Here is a 25042-nt window from a genome sequence, read left to right on the forward strand (position 1 = left end):
TTCTCTCAAGTGGACCCGCCGCGCGCCCGGAATTCATCGCAGGCGGTAATGTCCGACGAGCGAAGGGTGACCTAACACCTCGAGATGGACCATGGAGGTTGATCCAGAATGAGCGGTCAACGAGCCGACGCGGCCGGGCTGCGTCTCCTCGTCGTCGGTGCCTCGTCGGGCATCGGCCACGCTGTTGCAGTCGGCGCCACCGAACGCGGTGCCAAGGTCGCCGTGGCTGCGCGACGTATCGACCTGCTGAAATCCCTGGCCGAGGCCATCGGTGGATTCGCCTTCGAACTCGATGTCGAGGACCCCGCGGCCATCAATCGTGTCGTCAACGAGGCGGCCGACGCCCTGGGCGGCCTGGATGCCGTGGTGTTCACCAGCACGGTGATCCCGTTCGCCTACATCGAGGACACCGATGTGGCCACCTGGTTGCACGCGTTCAGCGTCAACACCGTCGGTGCCAACAATGTGCTGCGTGCCGCGGCGCCGCGCTTGGCCGAGAACGGTGTGGTGCTGGTGGCTTCCAGTTACGACGTGGGCCGTCCGCGGGCCGGTGTGGCGGCATACAGCGCGAGCAAGGCCGCCCTGGACGAGATCCTGAACTCCTGGCGCATCGAACATCCTGAGCTGTCGTTGCTCCGGGTCGGCGTCGGTCCGACCGACGACACCGAGATCCTGCGCGGCGCCGATCGTGATCTGCTGGACCAGTTGGTCAAGACATGGGTGGCCCAGGGTGCCCTGCCCGCCCGGATGTCGGCCCTGCGCGACGTCGCCAACACCCTGGTGTCATTGGTGACGACTGCCTATGAAAATCCGTCGGTGGTGCCCGAGGTCGTGCAGCTTGCGCCGCGGATCAAGAAGAAGGCCGGCGCAGCGCGATAGCTCGCAATTCGATCGAGCGGTCGGTGAATCCGGTCGCTGCGCACGGCCTTTGGCCGTATCCGGGGCGCGTGCATTGCACCCCGCGATGTGTGATTCCAAAATCTGCTCCGTGCCGCAGCCCGCGCCGTCGCGGGACGGCTTTTCTATGAGTTGTCGATGGATTCATTGATAATGACAATCATGGTCAATAACTTGGACTCTTCGGGTAGCCGGTCTACAAGGAGGGTTCGATGGCTGCGGTATGGATGGCCTCGCCGCCGGAGGCGCATTCCGCATTGCTGACCAGCGGCCCGGGCCCGGGTCCGATGTTGGCCGCCGCCGGCGCATGGGCGTCATTGAGCATCGAATATGCCGAGGTGGCAACGGAACTCGCCGCGGTGCTGGGGGCGGTGCAAGCGGCAGCCTGGCAAGGCCCGAGTGCGGAGCAATACGTCGCCGCTCATGTTCCATACCTGGCGTGGCTGCGTCAGGTCAGCGCCGACACCGCGGCGATCGCTGCCCGGCATGAAACCGCGGCGGCGGCCTATGCCAGTGCGTTGGCGGCCATGCCCACCATGGCCGAGTTGGCCGCCAACCATGCCCGACAGGCGATTCTGGTGTCCACCAACTTCTTCGGGATCAACACCATTCCGATCGCGTTGAACGAAGCCGACTATGTCCGGATGTGGATTCTGGCTGCCACCACGATGACCATCTATCAAGGCGTTTCGGAGGCGGCGGTGGCATCAAGCCCGTCGACACCGGCAGCACCTCGGATCCTGCACGAGGAGCACGGCCACGACGATGAGCATGATCACGAGGACGACCACGACCACGATCATGACGGCGATCACGACCACGATCACGACGGCGACGGCGATCACGATCATGACGACCACGGCCACGGCGACCTGAGCCCACTCGACCCGCGGTGGTGGCTGGAGGTGGGCCACGAGCAGATCGAGAATATCGGTCTGCTGATCGACAACCTGCTGAACGACCCCGCAGCGCTGCTGACCAACCTGCCCATGGTGCTGGCGGACATGGCTTTTCACGCGGCCCAGCTGCTGCAGGTGGTAGTTCAGTTGTCCCCGGCCCTGATCCAGCCGGCCCTGGGCGTGGTGACCGCCAACCTGGGCTGGGCGATTGCCGGTCTGGCCGCAATCCAACCGGTCGTACCCGTCGTGGCAGAGGCTCCCGCCGGGGCCGAGTCCGGATCGTGGCCTGCCGCCGGCGGAACATCGGCGGCGCCGACCACCTCACCTGCGGCGACTGCGACCTCGGCCCCCGCGGCCCCGTCGGCCGGTGTGTCGGCGACGGGCACCGTCACCACCGGCCCGGCGCCGTCGGCCGCTCCCGGCGGCGGTCCGGGGTTCTTCCCGCCGTACTTGATCGGCTCGCCCGGCGCCGCTGTTCCCGCTGCGGCGCGGGCCAAATCCGCGACCACCGCCAAGAAGAAGGCCTCCGAACCCGATACCACTGCGGCCGCAGCCGGCGAATCAGCGCGAGAAGCCCGTGCCCGGCGCCGTCGGCGCGCAGCGATCCGTGAGCGCGGATACGGCAACGAATTCATGGACCTGCAAACGGATCCGCCAGGGGATGCCGCTCCGGAGACCTCGCCCACGGCCTCCGGCCGTGGCGCGGGACCACTGGGGTTTTCCGGCGTACTCGACAAGACGGATGCGACGACGACGGGATTGACGACGTTGGGCGAGGCCGAGTTCGGGGAAGGCCCGAGCGCGCCGATGCTGCCCTCGACCTGGAGGCCGGACCTCAAGGACTGAGCGGGTCGGTGCCGGTCGAACCTCACCGAACGCCCAGCTGCCAGACTCGGCGCATGCGCTGGGAATGGTTGCTGCTGGGCGGGTTGGCCGGTGCGCTGACGGGTTAGCTGTTGCGCCGCTACGGCCCGGATGTGGCTCGTCTGCAAACGGCGGCCAGGGTTCTGATGATCGGCGGACTGTCGGTGGTTGCAGCCGTGACGGCACTGTACGTGGCGTTTTTCGCCCTGCTGCTCTACTACCCGGCGGTTTGGGTCTTCGATGACGGATGGCCGTTGACCGCGGCGGTCTACGCTCAGGCGGCTGCGATGTTCGGCGTCGTCGTCATCGCAGTGCGGCGAAATGTGCCGAGCCGGCTCCCCGTCTTGGTCTTCGCCGCGACGACGCTGGCGTTCAGCGCGTGGCTCTGCCTGCATCCGCAGGAATGGTTTCCGCACCCGAGCTGAGCGGCGAACGGGTCGGGGAAGCAGAAACGCCGCCTGCTTGCGCAGACGGCGTTCCCGTTATCGGGGTGGCTGACGGGACTCGAACCCGCGACAGCCAGGATCACAACCTGGTGCTCTACCAACTGAACTACAGCCACCATCGCCGCGCTGCCTTTCGGCGTATGCGGCTCGTAGATACTAACTGCTCGGGTGCTCGGCAGACGAATCGGATTCGGGTGCGTCGTCCTTCGGCGGCCCGAGCTCGGCCGCGATCGCGGCGATATCGCTGGTAGAAGGCCCGGGCTGGGCGACGAACGCCGTCGAGCGGTAGTACTTGAGTTCGCGGATCGACTCGTGGATGTCGGCCAGGGCGCGGTGTGCGAGTCCTTTTTCGGGCTGGCCGAAGTAGATCCTGGGGTACCAGCGCCGGCACAGTTCCTTGATCGAGCTGACGTCGATCATGCGGTAGTGCAGGTAATCGTCGAGTTTGGGCATGTCGCGGGCGATGAAGCCGCGGTCGGTGGCGATCGAGTTGCCGGCCAGGGGAGCGGCCTTGGCTGTCTTGACGTGCCCGCGGATGTAATCGAGCACCATCTCTTCGGCGGTGGCCACATCGACGGTCGAGGCTCGGACTTCTTCGATCAGCCCCGACCGGGTGTGCATCTGTTTGACCACGTCGACCATGGACGACAATGCCTCGTCGTCGGTGTGAATGACCACGTCCAAGCCGTCACCGAGGATGTTCAGGTCAGCGTCGGTGACCAGAACCGCAATCTCGATCAGGCGATCGGACTTGAGGTCCAGGCCGGTCATCTCGCAGTCGATCCATACCAGTTCGTCTCGCACGAAGATCCACAGTATTCCTATAGCGGTGACGAGCCGTCACACCCACCGCGCGTGCCGCCCGCCAAGTAGTGTCAGACCCCGATTGGCTCGTTCGCGAAAACTGGGAGGACCGCGGCATGACCACCGAATCGACAGCCACCCCCGCGCAGCAGATTGCCGCCGGTTACGCAGTCGAAGGCCAGGCATTGGAATTGGGGACGGTCGTCGTCGACGGCGCCGTCGACGCGGCCGCGCAGGTCCGCATCCCGCTGGCCACCGTCAACCGCCACGGGTTGATCGCGGGCGCCACCGGCACCGGTAAGACCAAGACGCTGCAGGTGATCGCCGAGCAGTTGTCGGCCGCGGGCGTCCCGGTGATGATGGCCGACGTCAAGGGTGATCTGTCGGGGTTGGCGAAGGCCGGCGAGACCAACGCGAAGATCGACGAGCGGGCCAAGGACACCGGCGACAGCTGGACCCCGACCGCCTTCCCGGTGGAGTTCCTGTCGCTGGGCACCGAGGGGATCGGGGTGCCGGTCCGGGCCACGATCACCAGCTTTGGCCCGATCCTGCTGTCAAAGGTGTTGGGGCTCAACACCACTCAGGAGTCCACGCTCGGCTTGATCTTCCACTGGGCCGACCAGAAGGGTCTGCCGCTGCTGGACATCAAGGACTTGCGCTCGGTGATCCAGTTCCTCACCAGCGATGAGGGCAAGCCCGAACTCAAGGCGCTCGGCGCGGTGTCGACGACGACGGCGGGTGTCATCCTGCGGGCTCTGGTCAACTTGGAGGCCGAGGGCGCCGATTCCTTCTTCGGTGAACCCGAGCTCGAGCCGAAGGACCTGTTGCGCACCGATCCGCAGGGTCGCGGCATCATCAGCCTGCTGGAGCTGGGTGCCCAGGCCGCGCGGCCGGTGATGTTCTCCACTTTCCTGATGTGGGTGCTGGCCGATCTGTTCACGACGCTGCCCGAGGTCGGCGACGTCGACAAGCCCAAGTTGGTCTTCATTTTCGACGAGGCGCACCTGTTGTTCGCCGACGCGTCCAAGGCCTTCCTGGAACAGGTCGAGCAGACCGTCAAGCTGATCCGCTCGAAGGGGGTCGGCGTGTTCTTCTGCACCCAGCTGCCCACCGATGTGCCCAACGAGGTGCTCTCACAGCTGGGTGCGCGGGTGCAGCATGCGTTGCGCGCCTTCACTCCCGATGACCAGAAGGCGCTGTCGAAGACAGTGCGTACCTACCCCAAGACCGATGTCTACGACCTCGAGCAGGCGCTGACGTCACTGGGCATCGGCGAGGCCGTTGTCACGGTGCTGTCGGAGAAGGGTGCGCCGACGCCGGTGGCCTGGACCCGGATGCGCGCACCGCGGTCGCTGATGGACACGATCGGCAACGACGCGATCACCGCGGCCGCCAAGGCCAGCCCGCTGCAGGCCACCTATGGCCAGACAGTGGACCGGGATTCCGCGTACGAGCGGCTGGCGGCCAAGATGGCACCGCCGGCCACCGCGGAGGATCCGGGCGGGTTCGCCGGCGTCGAGGCCTCCGGTGAGATCGAGCCGATGCCGGCCCCGGCGCAACCCCAGGAGCCGGGCATGCTCGAGCAGGTGCTCAAGAGCTCGGCGTTCAAGAGCGCCATGCGCTCGGCGGGCACCGTCATCGGCCGCGAGATCACGCGGAGCATCTTCGGGACGGGCCGCCGCCGCTGAGGCGATCAGGGGCCGAAAGACTAACCGCCGCCGAGCTTCTTGTAGACGGCGCCGACGATCGGGGTGACGATGGCGCGCGGGGCGTACCCGCTGGCCATCGACATGGCCTTGGACGTCACGCCGGGGACCACCCGCATCTTGTTGCGCTCCAAGCCGTCCAGCGACAGCTTGGCGGTGTATTCGGTTGAGATCCAAAGGAAGTCGGGGATCAGCCGCTCCACGAGGGACTGCTCGGACTCGTCGGGCAGGTCGGTGCGCACCGGGCCCGGTGCCAGCACCGTGACGTGCACGCCCGCACCCTTGAGCTCGCCGCGCAGCGACTCGCTGAACGTGTTGGCGAACGCTTTGGAGGCCGCGTAAGTGGCGTTGTTCGGGATCGGGGAGTTGCCTGCCGCGGATCCGGAGATGAGGATGCCGCCCGAGCCGCGTTTGACCATTCCGGGCAGCACAGCCAGCACCAGGTCGTGCACGCCGAGGACGTTCAGCTGCACCTGAGCCTTCTCGCCGGCCGGGTCGAGGTCGATGACCGGACCGAAGGTCGCGGTGCCCGCGTTGGCGCACAGGATCGAGATCTCGCGCCGGGCCAGTTCTTCGCAGAGTGCGTCTCTGGCCGCGGGGTCGGTGAGGTCGACAGCGCGCACCTCGACGGTCACTCCGTAGCGCTCGGTGAGGCGCTGCGCCAGGGAGGTCAGCACATCCTCGCGTCGCGCGGTGATGATCAGGTTGTGGCCGCGGGCAGCGAGCTCGGTGGCCAACGCTTCGCCGATGTTCTGCGAGGCGCCGGTGACCACGGCACGGGCATCCGGACTGGGTGCGGGTACTGGCATGCGGCCAATCCTAAGAGCAGTGCGAGGCCATAAGGTGGCGGGCATGACGAACCCGGGGCGAGCGCGGGTGCTCGCGTGGGCATTGTGGGACTGCGGTGCGACGGGCCTCAACGCCATCGTCGTCACCTTCGTGTTCTCGGTGTACCTCACCGGCAGTGTGGGGGCGGATCTGCCCGGCGACACCACTCCGGCCAGCTGGCTGGGCCGTGCCATGACGGTCGCCGGGCTGGTGGTGGCCCTGTTGGCCCCCGTGACGGGTATCTGGGTCGATGCGCCACAGCGGCGGCGCCGGGTGCTGGCGGTGATGACGGGTGCGGCCGTTGTGTTCACGGCGGCGATGAGCCTGATCCGCGACGATCATCGCTACCTGATGCCCGGCCTGGTCCTGCTGGCGTGCACCGCGGCCTGCAACGAGTTGGCGACGGTGCCCTACAACGCCATGTTGCGGCAGCTGTCCACTCCCAACACGTCGGGCCGAATCTCCGGGCTGGGCCTGGCGCTGGGCTACGGGGGCAGCGTCGTGCTGTTGCTGCTGGCGTATGTCGGGTTCATCGCCGGCGACGGGGATACCCGTGGGCTGCTGGGCATTCCGGCCGCCGACGGGCAGAACGTGCGGGCGGTGATGCTGCTCACCGCGGTCTGGTTCGTGTTGTTCGCGCTGCCGATCTTCGTGATGGTGCCGAAAGCGACCGACACCGCCCCCCTCGAACGCATCGGCTTCTTCGGCGCCTACGGCAAGCTGTGGAACGAGATCCGCGGCGAATGGCAGCGCGACCACAACGTCGTCTACTACCTGGTGGCGAGCGCGGTGTTCCGTGACGGCTTGGCCGGGGTGTTCGCGTTCGGTGCGGTGCTGGGTGTCAACGTCTACGGCATTTCACAGGCCGACGTCCTCCTGTTCGGCATCAGCGCCTGTGTGATCGCGGCCATCGGGGCGGTCACCGGAGGCCTGCTCGACGACCGGGTGGGTTCCAAGCCCGTCATCGTCGGATCGTTGGTGTGCCTGATCGCGGTGGGGTTGGCCCTGCTGGTGCTGTCCGGACCGGTGGCGTTCTGGGTGTGCGGGCTGTTGCTGTGCCTGTTCATCGGGCCGACACTGTCCGCGGCACGCAACTTGATGCTGCGGATCACCGCCGACGGCAAGGAAGGCGTGGCGTTCGGGCTTTACACGACCGTGGGGCGGGCGGCCTCGTTCCTGGCCCCGTGGCTGTTCTTCACGTTCATCGACCTCTTCGGCGCCGACCGCGCCGGGATGGGCGGGCTGGTCCTGGTGTTGGCCGTGGGGCTGGCGGGCATGCTCGCGGTGCGGGTGCCCGCGCGGCACTCCGGTCCCGCTGTACCGACGCGCTGAAACGACGGCTCAGGGCGTACCGACGCAGATCGTGATGCCCGTGCCGGTGCGGTGCTGGGTCTGCACACCGTTGACCGTCACCGTGCACGCGACATCCGGGCCGAAGTTCACGACGCTGACGCTGGCGGTTTCGGTTGCGGGTGCGGTGAGTTCGACCTGCTTGCTCCACGGCAGCGGCACGTTGAACTCGGTCTGCAGCATGTTGCCCGTGTCCAGATAGGTGATGTTGATGGCTCGGCCCTCACCGGTCACCTCGTAGGTGACGGTCTCGGTCGGCCCGGGGGCGGTCTCCGTCGGCGGGACAGTGCTCGGCGGCGGCAGCGGCACCGGCCGCGGTACGCGCGAAGTCGTCGTGGGCGCCGTCGGTGACGTGGTGAAACCGGGCTGCGGGGTGACCGGTTGCGGCGCGACCACCGTCTCCTGGCTTGATCCGTTGGCGATCACCAGCGCGATGACCAGGCCCAGCACCACCAGGATGGCGACTGCGGCCAGGATCCACAGCCACAGCCGGGGTTCGTGGTCGTCGGGCTCCGGAGGATTGGGCGCGCCCGGCGGCGGTGGGGAACCGGCCCCGTACTGGCCGGTTGCGTTCGGGTCGTATCCGTAGGGAGGGTAGGACGGCAGCTGTTGGGTCGGGTTGGGCTGCGGTGGCGGAGCGGGCACCGCCGGGTACACGCTCTGATACGGCGGTTGGTTCGAGTACGCCGGATCGGGATAGTCCACGGGGTAGCCGCTACCCAGAGATTGGGTCGGCTCGGACCCGTCGCGGCGTGGTGAATCGGTCATGCCCACCTCATGGCTGCGAGGGTACCTGTGCGGATGCTCAGTCCGCTGCCACCGAGGTCGCAGGTATCGGATGGTGATGAGGGATGCTGAAGAGAACCGCGGAACTGACGGGAGGACGCGAAGTGGCCGCAGACCGGCACGTGCGGGTGAACTACGGCGCGTCGTTGTCACCGGATGCGACGGCGTTTGCCCACTTGGTCGACGACGGTGGTTATCCGCGCGCGGTGCAGCGGTTCCTGCGCGGGTGGCGGGCCAGCTCCTCACGTGACGTCGAGCTGCCGGTGGTCGGGCCAGTGACGAAGGTCATTCATTCGGCCGACGGCCACTGGCTGGCCTGCGAGGTGGCTCCCGAAGGCGGCACCCGCAGCCAGATCTGGGTGGTGACGACCGATCCTGACGACCGCGACGCGCGCCGGATCGACTATTGGCCGGCGGATGCCGAGGGCACGGCGGAACTGATCGGTTGGGACGGCACCCAGGTCGCGGCGATCCTCACCGGCGAAGACGGGGTGGGCAGCTCGTGTCTGATCGACCCGGCCACCGGGGACACTCTGGTGCTCGACCGGCGCTCGGGTGGTCGGCTGGTCGACGCCTGGGCCGGTGCCTCGCTGGTGCGGGTCGGGCCGCGTGGGTACCAGGAGCTCATCATGTTGTGGGGGCTGACCGAAATCGCGTTGCTGCCATCGGATCCCGGCTCGGTGACCGATTTCGGCGTCATCCTCGACGATCACACGCCGCGCCGGCTCCGCAGCGGTATCGACGGCGAGACCGCGCTCTATTACCCGGCCAGCACCTACGGACCCAACAGCACCGAGGGTTTCGTGCGGGCCCTGATCCGCAGTGACAACGGCGCCTCCCATGCCCGGTTGCTGGAGGTCACCGTCACGGCCGAGGGCGTGACGTATCACGTCGTCGCCGAACGGGAAGGCTACGAACTCGACGAGTTCGTGGTCAGTGACGATCTGTCGACGGTCGCATTGTTGTGGAACATCGACGGCCGCAGTGAACTGCAGATCCTGGAGTACGCCGACGAGACGTTGTCGGTACCGATCCCGCTGCCCGGCCCGGTTGCCGGTGAGCTCACCATCAGCGCGGGCGGATCCATGGTGGCGATGACAGTGCAAGGGCCGTCGTTGCCGCGCACCGTCGAACTCGTCGACCCACGGTCGCTGGAATGGGAGCGGATCGACCGCGAGCCCAGCCGCGGCCCGCTCACCTCGTTACCGACGCTGGAGCGGATCACCGCGCGTGACGGCCTCGAGCTCACGGCGTGGTTGTACCGGCCGCCGGACGAGGTGGTGGGCGCGGTGATGTTCTTGCACGGCGGCCCGGAGGGGCAGGCGCGGCCCGAATACAACGAGATCTTCCCGGCGCTGCTGGAAGCGGGTTTTGCGGTGCTGACGCCGAATGTGCGCGGCTCCGGAGGGTTCGGCCGGGCCTTCGTGCACGCCGATGACAAGGAGTTGCGGTTCGCCGCGATCGACGATGTCGCCGATTGCGCGCAGTATCTGGTGGACCAGGGCATCGCCCGGGCTGATCGGCTGGCCTGCACCGGATGGTCGTACGGTGGCTATCTGACGCAGGCGGCCTTGGCATTTCATCCGGAACTGTTCGTGGCCGGCATCAGTATCTGCGGGATGAGCGACCTGAACAGCTTCTACCACACCACCGAGCCGTGGATCGCCGCGGCGTCCTATCCCGAGTACGGCCATCCGGTGGCGGATCGTGATCTGCTGGAACGGCTTTCGCCGTTGCCGAAGGCCGATCAGGTGATCGCGCCGCTGTTGCTGGTGCACGGCGGCAACGACACCAATGTGCTGCCCGACGAATCGCGGCAGATGTACGACGCGCTGACTGCGCTGGGCCGCACGGTCGAACTGCTGATCTTCGAGGACGACGGGCACGAGATCGTCAAGCGGGAGAACCGCGCGGCCCTGGTCGATGCCGCGACCCGCTGGTTGTCCAAAGCGTTCGGTATCTAGCCGGCGGTGAGTGCCGCCAACGTCATCCGGCGCAACACCGCACGTGAATGTGTCTTGGACGCAGCGGGTCTCACGCTGTAGGGGGTCGAGTTCAGCAGGCCGAACGCGGCATGGGCCATCACCCGGGCATCCTCCTCGGCCAGCTCCGGGTCGAGCCGGGTCAGCACCGTCACCCAGATCTCCACGTACTGCCGCTGGGCGCGGCGCACCTGTCGTCTGGCGCTGTCGGGCAGGTGAGCCAGGTCGCGGTCTTGGATGCGGATCAGATCGGATTCGCCGAACACGAAGTCGAGGTGGAAGTCCACCAGGCTGTTCAACGTGTCGGCGGGGCTTTCGTCGGCCGCGATGACTTCCTGCGCGCCGGCGAGTAGGCGGGTACTGATGCCGACGAGCAACTCGACCAGCAGCGCTTCCTTGTTGGGGAAGTGCCGGTAGATGGCCGGCCCGCTGATGCCGACGGCCGAACCGATGTCCTCCAGGCGCACCGCGAGGTAGCCCCGTTCGGCCACAAGCCGTTCGGCGGCGGCGATCAGCTGGCTGCGGCGATCGGACTTGGCCTTGCTGCGACGGGTGACGGCGCGCTCGGGCATGGCGCCTCCGGAGGGTAGACAACTCAGTTAATGAAAACTAACCTATCACGAGTTAGTTGTCATTAACCGAAATGGGAGCTGTCTTGTCATCGCATCGCGACGAGCATCTGGCGCTGGTTGAGCAGCTGCGCGCCAAGCTCGCCACCGCCGCCCTCGGCGGCCCCGAGCGGGCCCGTCAACGCCATGTGGACCGCGGCAAGTTGCTGCCCCGGGACCGCGTCGACGGACTCCTGGATCCGGGCAGCCCGTTCCTGGAGATTGCCGCCCTGGCTGCCGACGGGATGTATGACGACGAATGTCCCGGCGCCGGGATGATCGCCGGCATCGGCCGGGTCTCCGGCCGGGAATGCCTGATCGTCGCCAACGACGCCACGGTCAAGGGCGGAACGTACTACCCGGTCACGGTCAAGAAGCATCTGCGGGCGCAGGAGATCGCGCTCCAGAACAAACTGCCGTGCATTTACCTCGTCGACTCGGGTGGTGCGTTCCTGCCGCGGCAGGACGAGGTGTTCCCAGACCGCGAGCACTTCGGCCGCATCTTCTACAACCAGGCCACCATGAGTGCGGCGGGCATCGCGCAGATCGCCGCGGTGCTCGGCTCGTGCACCGCGGGCGGGGCGTACGTGCCTGCGATGAGTGACGAGGCGGTCATCGTGCGTAATCAGGGCACGATCTTTTTGGGCGGCCCGCCGCTGGTGAAGGCCGCCACGGGTGAGGTGGTCACCGCCGAGGAGCTCGGCGGCGGGGACCTGCACTCCAAGACCTCCGGCGTCACCGACCATCTGGCCCACGATGATCGCGACGCGCTGCGGATCGTCCGCAACATCGTCGCCACCCTGGGCCCGGCCGAAGCGCCGCCGTGGGCGGTGGCGCCCACCGTGGACGCCGTCGCCGATCAGACCGAGCTCTACGACGTGGTCCCGGTCGACGCACGCGTGCCGTATGACGTGCACGAGGTGATCACCAGGATCGTCGACGGCGGCGAGTTCAACGAATTCAAGGCTGAGTACGGCACCACCCTGGTCACCGGGTTCGCCCGCATCCACGGCCATCCGGTCGGCATCGTGGCCAACAACGGCGTGCTGTTCGGCGAATCCGCGCTCAAGGGCGCACATTTCATCGAATTGTGCGACAAGCGCAAGACACCGTTGTTGTTCCTGCAGAACATCGCCGGCTTCATGGTCGGCCGTGACTACGAGGCTTCGGGCATCGCCAAGCACGGCGCCAAGATGGTCACCGCGGTGGCCTGCGCCCGGGTGCCGAAGCTGACCGTGGTGATCGGCGGCTCCTATGGGGCGGGCAACTACTCGATGTGCGGACGCGCGTATTCTCCTCGCTTCCTGTGGATGTGGCCCAATGCCCGCATCTCGGTGATGGGCGGTGAGCAGGCCGCGTCCGTTCTGGCCACGGTCCGCGGCGACATGAGCGCTGAAGAGGAAGAGCAGTTCAAGGCGCCGATCCGGGCCCAGTACGAGCACCAGGGCAACCCGTACTACTCGACCGCGCGGCTCTGGGACGACGGCGTGATCGACCCTGCAGACACCAGAACTGTGCTCGGACTGGCTCTTTCGGTTGTCGGCCAGGCTCCGCTGGAGCCGGTCTCCTACGGCGTATTCAGGATGTGAGGGGCATGTTCGACACAGTCCTCGTCGCCAACCGCGGCGAAATCGCGGTGCGGGTCATCCGCACCCTGCGGACCATGGGCATCCGGTCGGTGGCGGTCTTCAGCGACGCCGACGCAGGGGCGCGCCATGTCGCCGAAGCTGACACAGCCGTACACATCGGGCCTGCCGCGGCCCGGCAGAGCTATCTCGACATCGACGCTGTCGTCTCGGCCGCGCAGGCTTCCGGTGCACAGGCCGTTCACCCCGGCTACGGATTCTTGTCCGAGAACGCCGATTTCGCCGCTGCGCTGCAGGCGGCGGGCATCGTATTCATCGGACCGCCGGCGCCGGCGATCGCCACCATGGGCGACAAGATCGCGGCCAAGGCCGCGGTTTCGGCGTTCGGTGTCCCCGTGGTGCCGGGTATCTCGCGGCCGGGCCTGACCGATGATGAGCTGATCGCCGGCGCGCCGGAGGTCGGTTTCCCGGTTCTGGTCAAGCCGTCGGCAGGCGGCGGCGGCAAGGGCATGCGGGTGGTGGAGCGGGCCGCCGATCTGCCGGCCGCGCTGACCAGCGCCCGACGGGAAGCCGCTGCCGCCTTCGGTGACGACACCCTTTTTCTGGAGCGGTTTGTGTTGCGGCCCAGGCATATCGAGGTGCAGGTGCTTGCCGACGCTCACGGCAACGTCATCCACCTCGGTGAGCGCGAATGCAGCCTGCAGCGCCGCCATCAGAAGGTGATCGAGGAGGCGCCGTCGCCACTGCTGGACCCGGCGACCCGGGCGCGCATCGGTGCGGCCGCCTGCGATACGGCGCGTAGTGTCGACTACGCGGGCGCGGGCACCGTGGAGTTCATCGTGTCCGCCGATGCGCCCGACGAGTTCTTCTTCATGGAGATGAACACCCGGTTGCAGGTCGAGCATCCGGTCACCGAGATGGTCACCGGCGTCGACCTGGTGGAACAGCAGGTTCTGATCGCCGCGGGCGAGAAGCTCGCGATCGGCCAGGACGACATCGTCATGACCGGCCACGCCGTGGAAGCACGGGTGTACGCCGAGGATCCCGCCAACGGTTTCCTGCCCACCGGCGGCCCGGTGCTGGGGTTGCGCGAGCCCGGCGGGCCAGGGGTGCGCGTGGATTCCGGCTTGGTCGCGGGCACGGTTGTGGGCAGCGACTATGACCCGATGCTGTCGAAGGTCATCGCTCATGGCGCCGACCGGACCGCGGCATTGCACAAACTGGACCGCGCGCTGGCCGATACCGCGGTGTTGGGCTTGACCACCAACACCGAGTTCCTGCGGTTCCTGCTGGCCGACCCCGATGTGGCCGCGGGCCGTTTGGACACCGGCCTGCTGGACCGTCGCGCACCGGATTTCGCCCCGCCGGTACTCGGCGACGCCGAGTTGATCGCTGCCGCGGCTTATCAGTGGATCAGCCACTGGGAGCAGGCCGGCGACGATCTGTGGGCCCGGCCGACCGGCTGGCGAGTGGGGGAGCGTGCTCCGGCCGCTTTCCGGCTGCGGGCCGGAGACCGCACCGACCACGTGTATCTCACGGGGATCCCGAGCCGGGCCACCGCGACGGTCGAGAACGGCGAAACTCATTCTGTGAGCGCCGCTTTCGCCGGAGGTCGGTTCACTGTCACCCTTGACGGTGTGCGAACCGAGTACCTGGTCGCCGCTCAGCCCAGCGGTGGCATCGGGCAGCTCTGGCTCTCCGGTGCCGGGCGTAGCTACCTGGTCGAGGAGGTCCGTGAGGCGCCGGTGCGCCCCGACGACGAGCACAGCGGCGACGCCGAGCTCCTCAGCCCGATGCCGGGATCGGTGGTCGCGGTAGGCGTCGAGAACGGCTCCGCGGTAACGGCGGGCACCACGGTGGTCACCGTCGAGGCGATGAAGATGGAGCATGCCCTGACCGCACCCACCGATGGTGTGGCCGAACTACTCGTCGCCGTCGGCGACCAGGTCAAGGTGGGTCAGCTGCTGGCCCGAATCACTGCTGCGACACAGGAGAACGAGCAATGAGCGACTTTTTGTCGACCGGTACGCTGCCGGACCACTACGCGGAACTGGCCAAGACCGTCCGCGACTTCGCCCAGAGCGTGGTCGCCCCGGTCGCGGCCAAACACGATGAGGAACACTCGTTCCCGTATGAGGTCGTCGCCGGTATGGCCGACATGGGACTGTTCGGCCTGCCGTTCCCCGAGGAGTACGGCGGCATGGGCGGCGACTACTTCGCGCTGTGCCTGGCGTTGGAGGAGCTCGGCAAGGTCGACCAGAGCGTGGCCATCACATTGGAGGCAGGCGTTTCGCTGGGCGCCATGCCGGTCTACCGCTTCGGCAATGACGCCCAGAAGGAAGAGTGGCTGCCGCTGCTGGCCAGCGGTAAGGCGCTGGGCGCGTTCGGCCTGACCGAGGCCGGTGGCGGCAGTGACGCCGGGGCCACCAAGACCACCGCCAAACTCGACGGTGACACCTGGATGATCAACGGCTCAAAGCAGTTCATCACCAACTCCGGCACCGACATCACCAAACTCGTCACCGTCACCGCCGTGACCGGGGAACGCGAGGGCGGCAAGAAGGAGATCTCGTCCATCCTGGTGCCCGTGCCGATCGAGGGATTCACCGCCGAGCCGGCCTACAACAAGGTCGGCTGGAATGCCTCGGACACGCACCCGTTGAGCTTCGACGACGTGCGGGTGCCCGCCGAGAACCTGCTGGGCGAGCGGGGCCGTGGCTACGCCAACTTCCTGCGCATCCTCGATGAGGGCCGGATCGCGATCGCGGCACTGTCGGTGGGCGTCGCGCAGGGCTGTGTCGACGAATGTGTCAAGTACGCCAAGGAACGTCAGGCGTTCGGCGCGGCCATCGGCACCTATCAGGCCATCGCGTTCAAGATCGCCCGGATGGAGGCGCGCGCCCATGCCGCCCGCGCCGCCTACTACGACGCGGCCGCACTGATGTTGTCCGGCAAGCCGTTCAAGAAGGCGGCCTCGGTGGCCAAGCTGGTCTCCAGCGAGGCCGCGATGGACAACGCCCGCGACGCCACCCAGATCTTCGGCGGGTACGGTTTCATGAACGAATATCCGGTGGCGCGTCACTACCGGGACAGCAAGATCCTCGAAATCGGTGAGGGTACAACAGAAGTGCAGTTGATGCTGATCGCGCGGGAGGCGGGTTTGTGACCGAGGAGCGAGTGATCGAACAGCGTGGACTCTGGTTCGAGGAGTTCGAGATCGGGGTGCGCTACCTGCACCGCCCCGGGCGCACCATCACCGAGGCCGACAACACACTGTTCACCGCCGTGACCATGAACACCCAGGCGCTGCACCTCGATGCGGCCTGGTCAGAGCAACAGCCGCCGTTCAACCAGCGGCTGGTGAACTCGATGTTCACGCTGGCCACCCTGGTCGGGCTCTCGGTCTCCCAGCTCACCCAGGGCACCACCGTCGGCAACCTCGGGTTCTCCGAAATCGCTTTCCCCAAGCCGATGTTTCACGGTGACACCCTGTACGCCGAGACCGTCGCCACCGAGAAGCGGGCATCCAAGAGCCGTCCCGGCGAGGGCATCGTCACGTTCGTGCACACCGGACGCAACCAGCACGGCGACGTCGTGGCCACCGCTACTCGCAAGGCCCTGATGCGGATGCGCCCGGAGGGAGAATCCTGATGACACCGCGCACGCGAGGAGCAAAATGACACTTGGCAATAACGGACCGGGCTGGCTGTTCTGCCCGGCGGACCGGCCCGAGCGGTTCGAAAAGGCCGCGGCGGCAGCTGATGTGGTGATCCTGGACCTCGAGGACGGGTGCGCGGCCAAGGACCGGCCGGCCGCCCGCCAGGCCCTGATCGACACCCCGCTGGACCCGTCCCGCACCGTGGTGCGGGTCAATCCGACCGACACCGCCGACCACGAGCTGGATCTGAAGGCGGTCGCGGCCACCGATTACACCACCGTGATGCTCGCCAAGTCCGAACACGCCGATCAGGTGCGTGCCCTGGCCCCGCTGGACGTCGTGGTGTTGATCGAGACGCCGCTGGCCGCATTGAACGTGGTGGAGCTGGTGCAGCCCGACAATGCCTTCGCGGTGATGTGGGGCGCCGAGGATCTGTTCGCCGTCACCGGTGGCACCGCCAATCGCTGGCCGGACGGCACATACCGTGACGTCGCCCAGCATGTCCGGTCGCAGACCCTGCTGGCGGCCAAGGCCTACGGGAAGCTGGCGCTGGATTCGGTGTACCTCGACATCAAGAATCTCGACGGCCTGCGGGCCGAGGCCGACGACGCGGTCGCGGTCGGTTTCGACGCCAAGGTGGCGATCCACCCGACGCAGGTTGCCGTCGTCCGGTCGGCCTATGCGCCGACCGAGGAGCAGATCGTCTGGGCGCGAGCCGTCCTCGACCGGGTGGCAGGAGAACGCGGTGTGTTCCAGCACGACGGACTGATGGTCGACGCTCCGGTACTGCGCCGCGCCGAGCGGATCGTCGCGCTGGCTCCGCGAGGCTGAGCCGGCGCGCGTGTCCGACACGCGCCCAATCCGTTACCCGCGATGAACGCGGTCGGTTTCGGTTCGGGCGCATAATGGCCATATGCCCCAGTGCTGCGACGGGCCGAGCGGATCGTCCAGCTAGCGCCACATCCAGGCATCTAGCCGGAGGCCTCTCACCAGGGGTTTTGCACGTACCGCCGCTGCGCTGAGCACCTCATGGACTGGCGGCGCAACATGCTGCCACCCGAGAAGGAGGCGGTATGGCTGAGCTGGCTGCGGCACTGAGTGTCGATCTGGATCCGGTGCGTCTTCTCGACGCCGACGGGTCGCCCACCGACGAGACGCGGTACAGCCGCGATCTGCCGCCTGAGACGCTCGGATGGCTGTATGAGTCCATGGTGGTCACCCGCGATCTGGACGCCGAGTTCGTCAATCTGCAACGCCAGGGTGAGCTGGCGCTGTACGCCTCCTGTCGCGGCCAGGAGGCCGCCCAGATCGGGGCTGCCGCCTGCCTTCGCAAGTCCGACTGGTTGTTCCCCCAGTACCGCGAGATCGGCGCGTTCCTCCTGCGGGGAATCACCCCGGGCCAGATGGGGGCGGTCTGGCGGGGCCAATGGCATGGTGGCAGCGAGTTCACCAGCCGCTGCGTCGCCCCGATCGCGATACCCATCGGCACCCACGGACTGCATGCCGTCGGGGCCGCGATGGCCGCTCAGCGGCTCGGCGAGGATTCGCTGACGGTCGCGTTTCTCGGCGATGGAGCCACCAGTGAGGGCGATGTGCACGAGGCGCTGAACCTGGCCTCGGTGTACCGCGTGCCGTGCGTGTTCTTCGTGCAGAACAACCAGTGGGCGATCTCGGTGCCGGTCAGCAGGCAGCAGGCCGGACCGTCGATCGCGCACCGGGCCATCGGTTACGGCATGCCGGGGATCCGCGTCGACGGCAACGATGTCCTGGCCTGCTATGCGGTGATGGCCGAGGCGGCCGAACGCGCCCGCTCCGGCGCCGGCCCCACACTCATCGAGGCCGTCACCTACCGGATGGGGCCACACACCACCTCCGACGACCCGACCCGCTACCGGTCGGCCGACGAGGTCGAGGAGTGGCGCGCCCGCGACCCGATCGCGCGATACCGCACCTATCTGCAGAACGCCGGCTTGCTCGACGAACGGTTGGAGCAGCGGGTCGGTGCGCGCTCTCGGCGGCTGTGCGCCGAGGTGCGCGAGTCGCTCGTGGGGGCGGCGGATCCGGATCCGGTTGAGCTGTTCGACACCGTATATGCCGAGATCACGCCGGAATTGGCACGTCAGCGCGAGGCGTTGTCGGGTGAACTGGCGAAGGAGGCGTGAGGTTCATGACGCAGATCATCGATCGTCCTGCCGCTCAGGGTGATTCGCCAGACCCGTGGGAACCGACACTGGCGCCCGTGGGAATGCCGGCTGTTGAACTGACCATGGTGGCGGCCATCAACCGGGCGCTGCACGATGCGATGGCCGTCGACGACCGCGTGCTGGTGTTCGGTGAGGACGTCGCCACTCTCGGCGGGGTCTTCCGGGTGACTGAAGGACTGTCCGAGACTTTCGGCTCAGAAAGATGTTTCGATACGCCGCTAGCCGAATCAGCGATCATCGGGGTGGCTGTCGGCCTGGCGATCCGCGGGTTCGTCCCGGTGCCGGAGATCCAGTTCGACGGGTTCAGCTATCCGGCCTTCGACCAGATCGTCAGTCACCTGGCCAAGTACCGGATGCGCACCCACGGCGACGTCAACATGGGTGTGACGGTGCGCATTCCGTCGTTCGGCGGTATCGGTGCGGTCGAACACCATTCGGAGTCCACCGAGACGTACTGGCTGCACACCGCGGGGCTGAAGGTGGTCGTACCGTCGACGCCGTCTGATGCGTACTGGCTGCTGCGGTATTCGATCGCCGGCGCCGACCCGGTGATCTTCCTGGAGCCCAAACGACGTTACTGGGCACGCGAACTCGTCGACACCACCGCGCCCGCCCCGCCGATCGGCCGGGCGGCGGTGCGGCGCAACGGAACCGACGTCACCGTCATCACCTACGGCGGGCTGGTGGCCACGGCGCTCAACGCCTCGGAGCTGGCGGCCGAGCAGGGGTGGAGCCTCGAGGTCATCGATTTGCGCTCGCTCAACCCGCTCGACTTCGACACGGTGGCCGCGTCGGTGCGGCGAACCGGCCGAGCCGTCGTGTTGCACGAGGGGCCGCGCACCCTGGGCTTCGGCGCCGAGCTTGCGGCCCGGATCTCCGAGGAGTGCTTCTACGACCTTGAGGCGCCGGTATTGCGCGCCACCGGTTTCGACACGCCCTACCCACCGGCCCGGCTGGAGAAGGTCTGGCTGCCCGGCGTCGACCGCGTCCTCGACTGCGTCGAGCGTGCCATGGGGCAGCCGTGAACCGGGAATTCCTGGTCCCCGACCTCGGTGAGGGACTGGAAGATGCGACCATCACCAGCTGGAGCGTCGGGGTGGGCGATACCGTCGAGCTCAACCAGACGCTGTGCACCGTCGAGACCAACAAGGCCGAGGTGGAGATCCCGAGCCCCTTCGCCGGCCAGGTGCTCGAGCTCGGCGGCAAGGCGGGGGACACCTTGACCGTGGGGTCGCTGTTGGTCCGAGTCGACACCAGTGAGCCTGCCGCGCAGCCGGGTAGGACGGCGACAACTGAGACTGTGACAAATGGTGCGGTGTCGCGTAAGTCGGTACTCGTCGGGTACGGAGCCGACGACACGATGGATGCCAGCAGGCGAGCGGCGACCGCGGGACCGCGAGCCCGGGCCAAACCTGCGGTGCGGAAGCTGGCTGCCGAGCTCCACGTCGACCTTCAGCAGATGGCGCCGGGATCCGGGCCCGAGGGCATCGTCACGCGTGAGGATGTTCTGGCCGCCGCAGGCAGTCCGGACATCGTCGAGGTGGGCGGTGTCCAGGCTACGATGGCGCGGCGGATGTCACTGTCGCGTAAGGAGATACCTGACGCCCACGCTCGGGTGGAGGTGGACTGCTCAGCGCTGTTGCTGTTGCGTGACCGCATCAAGGACGCGGATGCCGACTTGGTCGCCACGCCGTTCGTATTGACGCTGCGGCTGCTGGTTCTGGCGCTCGGACGGCATCCGCTGTTGAACTCCACATGGCTCGAAACCACCGAAGGCCCTCAGGTCCACCGGCATCCGGCCGTACATCTGGGCTTCGGTGTCGCCGCACCGCGTGGGCTGTTGGTTCCGGTGGTGCGGGATGCGCAATCGAAAACGACCCGCGCGTTGGCCGCAGAGGTGGCCAGGCTGACCGAACAGGCCAGGGCCGGGGCGCTCAGTCCGGGCGAGCTGAGCGGATCGACCATCACGGTGTCGAACTTCGGGGCCCTCGGCCTGGACGATGGTGTGCCGGTGATCAACTATCCGGAGGCCGCCATTGTGGGAATGGGCTCGATCAAACCGCGACCGGTCGTGGTCGACGGCGCAGTGGTGGCGCGCCCGACCATGTCATTGACCTGTGTTTTCGACCATCGCATCGTCGACGGTGCGCAGGCCGGCGCATTCCTGCGCGATCTGCGTTCGCTGGTCGAAGCGCCCGAGCTGGCGGTGATGGACCTGTAGCGGCTATTTGCGTTTGGCAGCGGCCAAACGCGCCGCGAATTCCGGGGATTCGATGGAGCGGGCCTGTGGGCCGAGTTCGATGTCGACGGCGGACCGGTGCTGGTCGATGTCGACGGCCCCTGGATTGGCGGTGGCTCGCATCGAGGCTTTCGTCGCGATCACGACGTCGCGCGGAGCACCCGCGGGGCCGGCGGCCAGCATGCGGGCAGCGCCGACCGGGTCTTCGGCGATCGACAGCGCCAGCCCGTGGCGTACCGCGGACTCGGCGTCGAAACGCATGCCGAACAACAGTGCCGCCCTGGCGACCTGCGGGCCGACGCCTCGCTGCAGCATCCACGTCGCGCCGCCGCCCGGGTGGATGCCCAGCTTCTGGAACCGCGGGTCGAACAGCGCCGCCGGCCCGGCGATGCGGACGTCGGCGGCCAGCGCCAGGTTCAGGCCGGCGCCGACGGCGGCGCCGTTGACCGCTGCGATCGTCGGCAGCGTGCAGTCGGCGAGCGCAAGGAAGCCGTCATAGATCTTGCGCAGACCCTCTTCGGTAGCTTCGCCGAGTGCGGTGAGGTCGGCACCGGCACAGAACGCCTTGCCCGCGCCGGTGACGATCACGGCGTGCACATCGGGGTCGGCCTCGGCGGCCTCGACCGCGGCGCGTAGGGCCGCCGACATCTCGAAGGTCACCGCGTTGCGGCGATCCGGATCGTTGACGGTGATGACTGCGACGTGATCGTCGACGCTGACCAACACTGAATCGGACACGAGGTCACCCTAACCGTTGACCCCAAATGTTCATCGAAACGCCAGCCAGGTTGGCCAGCGTTCCGGCACCTGCGAGCGGACACTGATCCGGTGACGGCCGACGTTGCCGGTATTTCTGACGCCCCGAGCGCCGGGTCGGTTCCGCCGCCCCGGCGCCGTCTGTTGTTGTCGGCCGCCGGAGTGATCTTCGTGATCGATGTGGGGACCAAAATGCTGGCCGTGGGCTTGCTCGAGCCTGGACGCACCGTCCCCTTGTTCGGTGACTGGTTGGCCTGGGAACTGACCCGCAACTCCGGGGCGGCGTTGTCCATGGCGGCGAATCGCACGGTGATGCTGACGATTCTCGTCCTGTGCGTGGCGGCGGCCATCGGTTGGATCGGCGCACATGCCCGCTCGCCATGGTGGGCTGTGGGTCTGGGCGCGATCCTGGGCGGCGCGGCGGGCAATCTCGTAGACCGGCTCTTCCGGGCTCCCGGACCGATGCGGGGGCATGTGGTCGATTTTCTGGCCATCGGCCCGATGCCGGTGTTCAACGTTGCGGACCTCGCCGTGTTGGCGGGTGTGGTGTGGTTGATCGCGTTGTCGCTGTTGGGTTTTCCATTCGACAGCGCCCGAATCTCAGGGACTCATGCCGGAAGTTGACCAGGAGCGGTGGGTCGCTCCCGCCGAACGCCCGCCCAATGTTCCGTGGTACGAGACCACCGCGGCGATCGTCGTCGCGGGTATCGGTGGCGTTGCGGCCATCGTCGCCTTGGTGGTCGCCATCGTCATGACGTCGCACCACTCGGTGCTGCCCTATCAACCCGAGCGGCTGACCCCGCTGGCCCCGACGAAGCCCGTGTCGTCGCGTTCGACCACGCCCAGCATCAGCACCGCGCCGAGGACACCGGTGAGCACCAGTGAAGACCTCGGACCGACTACGGTTGCTCCGCCGCCGGCGCAGGAACCTGACACCACCACGCCGCCGACCACGACCATGTCGAACCCGTACGCCACCACGTCGGTGCCCAATGGGGCGGCGTTCTGAGCGGGCCGGGTTGCAGCGTTCGAAACAGGATCAACCGAATCCGATCCCGATACCGCCCGAGACAGTGTCATCGGGTTGGTTCGGGCATGAGACATCCACGTACACGGTGGTGTTGGACGGATCGTTGCCGGGTGACCGGTCGGGATTGTGGACCGCGGTGGCCCTGCAACGCGTGAGTGGTTCGCTGCTGACGCCGCTGACCCAATTGATCTGCACGTTGTAGCCCTTGGCGGTGAGATCGTTGATCGTGTCCGCCGCCGATCGAGCGCCTGATGTCGGATCTGCTCCGGCAGGTGGGGCGAGAAACATTGCCGCACACAGCACTCCGAAGGTAGTGAAGACCTTCGCGCAACTCGACATTCGCGGCCTACTTCCTCCCGCGGTCAGACTGGCTTTGCCAGTCTACGCGCGTTCGCATTCAGGATGTCTCGGACTCGTCCGGACACTGCACGTCGACGTACACCGTCACCGAGGTTTTCGGCAGGGCCGGAACTCCACGGTTGGGGTTGTGCACCGAGTTGACCCGGCATCGGTCCAGCGGCAACGTGCTGGTGCCGCCGATCCAGTTGATCGCCACTGTATATCCGTCGGAACTCAATTCCTGGATGACCTGGTCGGCGGGTTGCCCGCTGCCCCCGGTCGGCTCCGCGGCGGCCGACGGTGCACCTCCGACGACGATGGCAGACATGGCCATCGTCATCCCGATCAACTTCGGACATCGCTTGTGTGCCAGCATTCCCGACCTCCTGGCGGTCGGATCTCATGCTGCTGCTCTCACCGGTAGCGCCGGCCGTCATCGACCAGTGTACGCGGGATGTACGGAAAGTGAACGGAACGTTACCGGAGTCTGTCCAACCGATGCGGCGAGGAAATGAAATTCGGGCAGCGCCCGAATGCTGGTGGACGCTGCCCGAAATGTTTGGCGTTATGGAGCAGGTGGTGCCGGAACGGGAGGCACGGGGGCTGCCGGAGCCGGCGGCGGGGCTGCCGGATCGGGGAGATTCTCTCCGAGACCCTGCGGAATGTTCGTTCCCGGTGGCGGCGCAGTGCCCGGAAGTGGTTCGCCCAGTTGTTCTTTGGGTACCTGGCCGAGCAGGGAGCCGCGCAGGTTCCCATTGCGGTACAGCGTGTGCATCTGCCGCATCCAGTCGAGCCCGGAGATATCCGCATTCTCCTGGCCCGGCTCGACTCCGACGACGGTGCCCTGACCGGGCGCCGACGGTTTCTCGTTCTGCGGGAAGAAGTATCCGTTGTTGAAAGCCCGGAGGTTGGGTGCCTCAGTCGGCGGCGGACCACCGGGTGCAGAGGGAGCTGCGTACTGGCCCAGCAGCGCGCCCGGGCTCATGTCGACCCCGTTCGGGACGCCGAGCCGGCCCGGTGCCGTTTCCGTGCCGGTCTGTCCCAGCACCGACAACCCGCTCGGCCCGAGGGGCGCCCCCATCAGCGGCACCTCGGGCCCGGGCGGCGGTGGCGGCTCCGGGGCAGGGGCCGGCGCGGCGACCGCGGGCGCGCCCGGAACCTCCGGCGGTGCCGGATCGGCGGCGGCGGTCGCCGAGCAGGCGACCGCCGCGCCGATCACGAACAGCCCGGCTGCGGCGAGGTTGGCCATCGCGTTCCTGGCTGCGAATGGACCGCCCGAGTTCTCGCTCATGCCTTCGTGTTTCGCTGTCACAGCCAGTCCGTCAGACTGCCTTGGTGACGCCGTAGTAGGCCACCACGTCGTCAGTGTCGGTGGTGGAGCTGGTCAGCGTCGCGTACGACCGCAGGAAGGACTGGCCGACGCACCCGTCGATCTTGATGTGAACATCCTTCACGGTGACGCGCACGGGCGCGGCCTTGAACGACTTCTTGTTCACCGAGACATTGGTGACGGTGCCTGGCTTGGCGTGGATTTCGATCGTGCCCGAGATCGGCATGCTCACGCCGGTGGGGATGATGCCGGCCAGGGTGGAGCCCGAGGTGCTCAGACCGATCGATCCGATGAGGCGGACCTGTCCCAGCTCGATGCCGCAGCCGATCTGGTAACCGGTGTCGAGCGTGCCGCCGTTCAGTGTGGTCGATCCACTGCCGGTGACGGTGCCGGTGAACGTGGCACCCACCAGGTATTCACGCGACGACGCAGCAGTGGTCAGCGGTGCGACCGGCAGCTGGCTCTCGTCCTTGGCCGAGACCGTGAGCGTCCAGCCGTCCGGGGTCTTGACGACACCCGGCTCGGCAGAGGCGACGAGCCCGTTGTCGGGCGGTGGCCCGGCGTCGACGGCCGGCGCGGCGGGGTCCGGCGGCGGAGGCGGCGGGTCCGCCGACGCGAGGGGCGCCAACGCAACCGGGGCCAGCAGGCAGACAGCAGCCAGGGTGGCGAAACGATTCAACATGCGGGAACTTGTGCCTCTCGTGGGGTTCGAATCCGAGGGATCAACGTG

25 protein-coding genes and 1 tRNA gene are annotated in these 25042 nt (G+C 67.4%); 16 read left to right on the forward strand and 10 right to left on the reverse strand.

Annotation, left to right across the window (positions count from 1 at the left end):
* Positions 1-108: 108 nt before the first annotated feature.
* The 3 genes from K6L26_RS11485 to K6L26_RS11495 all read left to right on the forward strand — a co-directional run bounded on the left by K6L26_RS11485 (position 109) and on the right by K6L26_RS11495 (position 3085).
* The gene (locus tag K6L26_RS11485) at positions 109-879 is read left to right on the forward strand and encodes an SDR family oxidoreductase (RefSeq protein ID WP_221853152.1); all 771 of its coding nucleotides are present in this window, start codon (positions 109-111) and stop codon (positions 877-879) included.
* A 230-nt stretch (positions 880-1109) separates the two neighbouring features.
* Complete coding sequence (locus K6L26_RS11490; RefSeq protein ID WP_221853153.1) at positions 1110-2642, forward strand: PPE family protein; 1533 nt, start codon at positions 1110-1112, stop codon at positions 2640-2642.
* Positions 2643-2773: 131 nt separating this feature from the next.
* Positions 2774-3085 (forward strand): hypothetical protein, encoded by a 312-nt coding sequence (locus tag K6L26_RS11495; RefSeq protein ID WP_221853154.1) that lies wholly within the window; start codon positions 2774-2776, stop codon positions 3083-3085.
* Positions 3086-3149: 64 nt separating this feature from the next.
* Here the strand turns inward: K6L26_RS11495 and K6L26_RS11500 are convergent.
* Both K6L26_RS11500 and orn read right to left on the reverse strand, forming a co-directional pair.
* Positions 3150-3222 (reverse strand) — tRNA-His (locus tag K6L26_RS11500).
* 40 nt (positions 3223-3262) lie between these two features.
* A complete protein-coding gene (gene orn, locus K6L26_RS11505) occupies positions 3263-3910 on the reverse strand; it encodes an oligoribonuclease (RefSeq protein ID WP_019347804.1) in 648 nt (215 codons plus the stop codon).
* A gap of 116 nt (positions 3911-4026) precedes the next feature.
* Between orn and K6L26_RS11510 the strand changes: the two genes are divergently transcribed.
* Positions 4027-5598: a helicase HerA-like domain-containing protein gene (locus K6L26_RS11510; RefSeq protein WP_085140409.1), complete on the forward strand. Its 1572-nt coding sequence runs from the start codon at positions 4027-4029 to the stop codon at positions 5596-5598.
* 20 nt (positions 5599-5618) lie between these two features.
* On the opposite strand, the gene cmrA is transcribed toward K6L26_RS11510, so the two are convergent.
* Positions 5619-6425, reverse strand: coding sequence for a mycolate reductase (gene cmrA, locus K6L26_RS11515; RefSeq protein WP_019347806.1), 807 nt, complete (start codon positions 6423-6425; stop codon positions 5619-5621).
* 43 nt (positions 6426-6468) lie between these two features.
* On the opposite strand from cmrA, the gene K6L26_RS11520 reads away from it, so the two are divergent.
* Positions 6469-7776 (forward strand): MFS transporter, encoded by a 1308-nt coding sequence (locus K6L26_RS11520; RefSeq protein ID WP_043370292.1) that lies wholly within the window; start codon positions 6469-6471, stop codon positions 7774-7776.
* A gap of 9 nt (positions 7777-7785) precedes the next feature.
* Here the strand turns inward: K6L26_RS11520 and K6L26_RS11525 are convergent, their stop codons facing one another.
* The gene (locus K6L26_RS11525; protein ID WP_036394167.1) at positions 7786-8562 is read right to left on the reverse strand and encodes an MmpS family transport accessory protein; all 777 of its coding nucleotides are present in this window, start codon (positions 8560-8562) and stop codon (positions 7786-7788) included.
* Between the two features lie 83 nt (positions 8563-8645).
* On the opposite strand from K6L26_RS11525, the gene K6L26_RS11530 reads away from it, so the two are divergent.
* Complete coding sequence (locus K6L26_RS11530) at positions 8646-10544, forward strand: alpha/beta hydrolase family protein (RefSeq protein WP_019347809.1); 1899 nt, start codon at positions 8646-8648, stop codon at positions 10542-10544.
* On the opposite strand, the gene K6L26_RS11535 is transcribed toward K6L26_RS11530, so the two are convergent.
* Positions 10541-11134, reverse strand: coding sequence for an SACE_7040 family transcriptional regulator (locus tag K6L26_RS11535; protein ID WP_019347810.1), 594 nt, complete (start codon positions 11132-11134; stop codon positions 10541-10543). The two genes, K6L26_RS11530 and K6L26_RS11535, sit on opposite strands and share 4 nt — an antisense overlap.
* Positions 11135-11205: 71 nt before the next feature.
* Between K6L26_RS11535 and K6L26_RS11540 the strand changes: the two genes are divergently transcribed.
* The 8 genes from K6L26_RS11540 to K6L26_RS11575 all read left to right on the forward strand — a co-directional run bounded on the left by K6L26_RS11540 (position 11206) and on the right by K6L26_RS11575 (position 20839).
* On the forward strand, positions 11206-12759 hold the full coding sequence (locus K6L26_RS11540) for a carboxyl transferase domain-containing protein (RefSeq protein WP_221853155.1): 1554 nt from the start codon (positions 11206-11208) through the stop codon (positions 12757-12759).
* Positions 12760-12764: 5 nt separating this feature from the next.
* On the forward strand, positions 12765-14762 hold the full coding sequence (locus K6L26_RS11545) for an ATP-binding protein (RefSeq protein WP_047037622.1): 1998 nt from the start codon (positions 12765-12767) through the stop codon (positions 14760-14762).
* On the forward strand, positions 14759-15922 hold the full coding sequence (locus K6L26_RS11550) for an acyl-CoA dehydrogenase family protein (protein ID WP_019345969.1): 1164 nt from the start codon (positions 14759-14761) through the stop codon (positions 15920-15922). Before K6L26_RS11545 ends, K6L26_RS11550 begins: the two co-directional genes overlap by 4 nt.
* Positions 15919-16407 carry a MaoC family dehydratase gene (locus K6L26_RS11555; RefSeq protein WP_019345970.1) on the forward strand — a complete coding sequence of 163 codons (489 nt, stop codon included), beginning with the start codon at positions 15919-15921 and terminating at the stop codon, positions 16405-16407. Before K6L26_RS11550 ends, K6L26_RS11555 begins: the two co-directional genes overlap by 4 nt.
* Before the next feature lie 25 nt (positions 16408-16432).
* Complete coding sequence (locus tag K6L26_RS11560) at positions 16433-17245, forward strand: HpcH/HpaI aldolase/citrate lyase family protein (protein WP_019345971.1); 813 nt, start codon at positions 16433-16435, stop codon at positions 17243-17245.
* A 242-nt stretch (positions 17246-17487) separates the two neighbouring features.
* A complete protein-coding gene (gene pdhA, locus K6L26_RS11565; RefSeq protein ID WP_019345972.1) occupies positions 17488-18576 on the forward strand; it encodes a pyruvate dehydrogenase (acetyl-transferring) E1 component subunit alpha in 1089 nt (362 codons plus the stop codon).
* A gap of 5 nt (positions 18577-18581) precedes the next feature.
* Positions 18582-19643, forward strand: coding sequence for an alpha-ketoacid dehydrogenase subunit beta (locus tag K6L26_RS11570; RefSeq protein ID WP_047037619.1), 1062 nt, complete (start codon positions 18582-18584; stop codon positions 19641-19643).
* Positions 19640-20839 carry a dihydrolipoamide acetyltransferase family protein gene (locus K6L26_RS11575; protein WP_019344805.1) on the forward strand — a complete coding sequence of 400 codons (1200 nt, stop codon included), beginning with the start codon at positions 19640-19642 and terminating at the stop codon, positions 20837-20839. The genes K6L26_RS11570 and K6L26_RS11575 overlap by 4 nt, the downstream gene beginning before the upstream one ends.
* A gap of 3 nt (positions 20840-20842) precedes the next feature.
* On the opposite strand, the gene K6L26_RS11580 is transcribed toward K6L26_RS11575, so the two are convergent.
* The gene (locus tag K6L26_RS11580; RefSeq protein ID WP_019344804.1) at positions 20843-21595 is read right to left on the reverse strand and encodes an enoyl-CoA hydratase; all 753 of its coding nucleotides are present in this window, start codon (positions 21593-21595) and stop codon (positions 20843-20845) included.
* 90 nt (positions 21596-21685) lie between these two features.
* Here K6L26_RS11580 and K6L26_RS11585 point away from each other — a divergent pair, with 90 nt between their 5' ends.
* The gene (locus K6L26_RS11585) at positions 21686-22237 is read left to right on the forward strand and encodes a signal peptidase II (protein WP_019344803.1); all 552 of its coding nucleotides are present in this window, start codon (positions 21686-21688) and stop codon (positions 22235-22237) included.
* A complete protein-coding gene (locus K6L26_RS11590) occupies positions 22224-22622 on the forward strand; it encodes a hypothetical protein (RefSeq protein WP_019344802.1) in 399 nt (132 codons plus the stop codon). The genes K6L26_RS11585 and K6L26_RS11590 overlap by 14 nt, the downstream gene beginning before the upstream one ends.
* Positions 22623-22652: 30 nt before the next feature.
* Here K6L26_RS11590 and K6L26_RS11595 read toward each other — a convergent pair whose 3' ends face one another.
* The 4 genes from K6L26_RS11595 to K6L26_RS11610 all read right to left on the reverse strand — a co-directional run bounded on the left by K6L26_RS11595 (position 22653) and on the right by K6L26_RS11610 (position 24994).
* Positions 22653-22982, reverse strand: a complete 330-nt coding sequence (locus K6L26_RS11595; RefSeq protein WP_043368249.1) for a hypothetical protein — start codon at positions 22980-22982, stop codon at positions 22653-22655.
* Positions 22983-23040: 58 nt separating this feature from the next.
* Positions 23041-23322, reverse strand: coding sequence for a hypothetical protein (locus K6L26_RS11600; protein WP_048896453.1), 282 nt, complete (start codon positions 23320-23322; stop codon positions 23041-23043).
* A gap of 225 nt (positions 23323-23547) precedes the next feature.
* Entirely contained in the window at positions 23548-24294 is a 747-nt protein-coding gene (locus tag K6L26_RS11605) for a hypothetical protein (RefSeq protein ID WP_235784422.1), read from the reverse strand.
* A 10-nt stretch (positions 24295-24304) separates the two neighbouring features.
* A complete protein-coding gene (locus tag K6L26_RS11610) occupies positions 24305-24994 on the reverse strand; it encodes an MspA family porin (protein WP_003880010.1) in 690 nt (229 codons plus the stop codon).
* Positions 24995-25042: the final 48 nt, after the last annotated feature.

Origin of the sequence: Mycobacterium farcinogenes, assembly GCF_019739075.1 — a bacterium.
GTDB lineage: Bacteria > Actinomycetota > Actinomycetes > Mycobacteriales > Mycobacteriaceae > Mycobacterium > Mycobacterium senegalense.